The following is a 4,221-nucleotide window of genomic DNA, read 5'->3' on the forward strand; positions in this document are numbered from 1 at the left end:
ACCCAGTTGCGCAAGATGCACCTGGCCCGGGACAACGCCGCCGCCTTCACCCTGGACAAGATGCACGCCATGGTCGACCGCGACGAACGGCAGATCAAAAGCCTCATACGCTTGATCGAAGACATGCTCGACGTTTCGCGTATTCGCACCGGCAAGTTGTCGATCCGGTCGACGTGTTTCGACCTTTCGACGCTGGTTCGCGACGTGATGCACAACTTTTCCCAACAAATCGACGCCGCCGAGGCGTCGGTCACGCTGGATGCCGAGCAACCGGTGATCGGAAATTGGGATGAATTTCGTATTGAACAGGTGATTTCCAACCTGTTGAGCAACGCTTTGCGCTACGGGGCCAAGGGCCTGGTCTCGGTGAGAGTCTACAGTGAAGAGGGCCGGGCGCTGGTGGACGTGCAGGACCAGGGGATCGGTATCAGTGAAGAAAACCAGAAGCGGATTTTCCAGCAGTTCGAACGGGTATCGGCCAAACATATCGGTGCCGGACTGGGCCTGGGATTGTTTATTTCAGAACAGATTGTCACCGCCCATGGCGGTACTATTACGGTCCAGAGCAGGATTGGCGAAGGCGCCTTGTTTCGCGTTTGTCTGCCGCTGCAGGAAAACAGCCAGATAAACGCAACCTCTGATCGACCCCACGGTCGTATCAGCAGCAATCGACCGAACAAAGGCTTCCCATGAGCGAAGATGCACAAGATGTAGTACTCGTCGTCGAGGACGATCCCTCGATTCTGATGGTGCTGTCCGCTTATCTGTCGGGCGAGGGTTACCGCGTGTTGCAGGCGGAAAACGGCGAGCAGGCTTTTGAAATCCTCGCGAGCAAACCGCACCTGGACATGATGATCACCGACTTCCGCCTGCCCGGTGGCATCTCCGGCGTGCAGATCGCCGAACCCGCCGTGAAGCTGCGACCGGAACTCAAGGTGATTTTCATCAGCGGCTATGCCCAGGAGATCCGTGAGACCGACAGCCCGATCACCCGCACGGCGCCGATCCTGGACAAACCTTTCGATCTGGATAAATTGCAGGAACTGATGCAAGACATGCTTTCATAAGCATTCAGGCGCTGATCATCTCCCGCACCTTCGCCGTCAACAGATCAAAGGTAAAGGGCTTGGTGATCATCTGCATGCCCGGATCGAGAAACCCGCCGCGCACTGCCGCAACGGGCTGCCTTTTCACTTGACCCTGGGCCGGGACGACGGTTCAACGAAATTTCAGGCGGGGTCAAAGCCCTTGTTGCAATGACGGATCATCGGGGTTCATCTGTTCGAGTTGGGCTAACAGGACCTGTACGTTTTGCAGTTGGCCGCTTTCCTTCCAGTAATTGATCAATAGCACCCGGGCCTTGCGGTCGTTCGGGTGGCGCTGAACGATTTCCTGCAACTGTTTCTGCGCCGCTTCGAGCTCTTGCTCACTGTGCAATGTGGTGGCCAGGTCGTAGCGGTAATCCCGGTTATTGGGCTCGAGTTCAACGGCTTTGGACAAGCCGAGCAGGGCGAATTCGCTTTGCTCGTGATGCAGCAGCCAGAGCCCCAGGGCATGTTGCAGGTAGGCCGAATCGGGTTGTGCCTGGAGTTGCCTGGCCAACAACTGCCGGGCGGCGTCGTTTTGGCCCTGTTTATCCAGCACTTCGATTTGCAGCACCAGCGCCGGCAGGTTGTCCGGTGCCAGGCGCAGGGTGTTGTCCAGCGCCTGTTGCGCTTCCTTGAGCTCGGCGTTGTGCAGGTGCAGCCGGGCCAGTTGGTATTGGTTATCGGCGCTTTGCGGCTCGCTCTTGAGCACTTGCTCCCAGGCATCGATGGCTTGCTCCAGCGGCCCGAAATACAAGCCGAGTTCATCCGGAGACAAACCCAGCAGCGCGTTGATTGCGGCCAGCCGCACGCTTTGTTCGCTGTCATCGAGCAATCGCCCCAGCAGCAGACTGCGCTGGCCGCTCGGTACCAGGCCGCTGATACTCCTGATCGCAGCGATACGGACCTCGGGCGACTCGTTCTGCAGGTCGGCATCCGCCAGTTTCAGGGCCACCGAGCTTGGATAGTTGGGCAGCTCGGCATGCAACCAGACACGACGCTTGGGGGACAGGTCCGGACGGCCCAATTRCTGATAGAGCACCCGTGCGGCACCGGGTTGACCACCCCGGGTAGCCGCCAGTGCTTCGCTGTAGCCATGTTGTATGGCTTCGGGAACCACCGGGGCGGTATTGCGCAGGGAAACCCACGCTAGGCCGATGACGAGCAGGGCAAAGAGGCTGATAAACAGATAGCGGCGGGACTTGGGCATGCAGGAATCCGGAAGCTGGCGAGCTTTTGCAAAGGTCGCCAGCTTCGGTCAGGCCAGGCTTTGAGTCAAACCTTGACGACGCTCACTGGCGATTCAATGGGCCTGCAAGCGGTGTCGACAGCAAAACCTGTCGAGGCCCCGCAGCAGTGACTACGCTTGCTGGAGGTGTCTCGACGAGTGTTCCCATGCAAGCGTTGTTGCAGTACTTCAAGGCCATGCTCAACCCCGGCCCCGGGGTGTTGCTGTTTGCCCTGCGAACCATCGCGGCCGGTTTGTTGACACTGTATCTGGCGTTTTTGTTCGATCTGGACCAACCCAAGTGGTCGATCATGGCCGTGGTCATCATCAGCCAGCCACTGGGCGGCATGGTGCTGGCGCGCAGTTTTGGCCAAGTCATCGGTACCACCATGGGGGCGGTCGTGGCGGTGGCAATCATGGCGATATTTGCGCAGGCACCGTTGCCGTTCATCACCACCCTGGCCCTGTGGCTGGCGCTGTGCACCGCCGGTGGCACGCTGTTGCGCTACACCAGCTCCGGGGCATTCGTGCTCAGTGGCTACACTGCCGTGGTCATCGCATTGCTGGCAATTCCCGATCAGGACGGCACCTTTTTGCTGGCGGTGACCCGCCTCACCGAAACCTTGCTGGCGGTTGCCTGCGTGTGCGTGGTCAGCCTGCTTACCGCCAGGCCGGAAGCCGTGGCACGGGACTATTTCGCGAAGATCGATCAAATCACCCGGTTGCTGGCCACCCATGCCAGCGCCGTCATCCGCACCGAAGAGAGCGAAGCGGATTTCCAGCACCGACAAATGCAGCTGTTGGGGCAGATCAGCGGCCTGGAGGGTGTGCGCCGGCACATGTATTACGATGCCCCGCGCTTGCGCAGTGCCAACGGCCTGGTGCAACTGTTGGGCAATCAATTGGTGTTGTTGACCGCGCGGTTGACCGCCTTGCGCCACCAGCGGTTGTTGTTGACCGAGCGCTGGGAGGGCGAGTTGTCTGAAGAAATTCAACGGCTGCGCGCCGAAGAACTGGCCTTTCTCGATGAACTGGCGCGGCAGGGGCGTTCGCTGTCCAGTGAAAAGCGCCATCATTTCACGTCGCTGCAACAACGCTTTGATGAGCTGGCCTACAGGGCCGAACAATTGACTGAGCCGCTGCCGGCCACCTTGCGCTCGCTGGCCTGGTCGTTGCGCTGGGAGCAAGCACGCCTTCTGCAGCAACTTGAGCAGATTCTGGAGTTGAGTGATGCCATCCAGAGCGGGCGACCCGCCAGCAGCGTGTTTCGCGGGCGGGAAAACCCGCTGCACCTGGACTTCACCCTGGCGACCATGAATGCCGTCCGGGCCTTTTCCGCGCTGTTGATCGCCGGCCTGATCTGGATCGAAACCGGTTGGGACGGTGCGCGAGGCGCGATGGTGCTGGTGGGCATCCTGTGTTCGCTGATGTCGACGTTTCCCCGGCCGCTGCTGGCCGTTCAAAKCTATGCGCGGGGGTTCGGGCTGGCGCTGGTGGCCTCGGCACTGCTTCAGTTCATGTTTGTGCCGATGATCAGCAATTTCGAGATGCTTGCCTTGTTGCTGGCGCCCTTGCTCTACGCCGTTGCGGTGGGCCTGGCCAGTCCCGCCACTACAGGTACCGGCATTGGCCTGGGGCTCACGACTTTTCTGTTGCTCGGCCCGTTGAACGTGGGGATTGGCCAGAACACCGCGATCCAGTGGTTCGAGTTTGCCGGCGCTTATACCTGCGCGACCGTGCTGGCGTTGAGTGTGTATGCGTTGATCTTTCCGTTCATGCCGGATTTGCGCATGCGCCGGCTCCACAAAGAGAGCTGCGAGCAGGTGTACGCCTTGTTGAAAACCTCGGCGACCGATGAGCAGCAGTTTGCGTTCGAGAGCCGTATGGTCGATCGCCTGACCATGATGC

The 4,221-nt window shown here is 59.9% G+C and carries 5 protein-coding genes; 3 read left to right on the top strand and 2 right to left on the bottom strand.

Features of this window, described 5'->3' with window-relative positions:
- Positions 1-693 (top strand): sensor histidine kinase (locus AC1DVH_RS26935; RefSeq protein ID WP_477756354.1); only part of this gene is annotated, 693 nt, incomplete at its 5' end.
- Positions 690-1,067, top strand: a complete 378-nt coding sequence (locus tag AC1DVH_RS26940) for a response regulator (protein ID WP_223458099.1) — start codon at positions 690-692, stop codon at positions 1,065-1,067. The genes AC1DVH_RS26935 and AC1DVH_RS26940, both read left to right, overlap by 4 nt.
- A gap of 4 nt (positions 1,068-1,071) precedes the next feature.
- Here the strand turns inward: AC1DVH_RS26940 and AC1DVH_RS26945 are convergent, their stop codons facing one another.
- Together AC1DVH_RS26945 and AC1DVH_RS26950 are read right to left on the bottom strand one after the other, a co-directional pair.
- Positions 1,072-1,194 carry a hypothetical protein gene (locus AC1DVH_RS26945; protein WP_477756357.1) on the bottom strand — a complete coding sequence of 41 codons (123 nt, stop codon included), beginning with the start codon at positions 1,192-1,194 and terminating at the stop codon, positions 1,072-1,074.
- A gap of 45 nt (positions 1,195-1,239) precedes the next feature.
- A complete protein-coding gene (locus tag AC1DVH_RS26950) occupies positions 1,240-2,295 on the bottom strand; it encodes a tetratricopeptide repeat protein (RefSeq protein WP_477756355.1) in 1,056 nt (351 codons plus the stop codon).
- Between the two features lie 185 nt (positions 2,296-2,480).
- Between AC1DVH_RS26950 and AC1DVH_RS26955 the strand changes: the two genes are divergently transcribed.
- The coding region (locus AC1DVH_RS26955) for an FUSC family protein (RefSeq protein ID WP_477756356.1) at positions 2,481-4,221 on the top strand (1,741 nt) is incomplete at its 3' end.

The sequence above is a fragment of the Pseudomonas sp. P4_C3 genome (assembly GCF_056402075.1).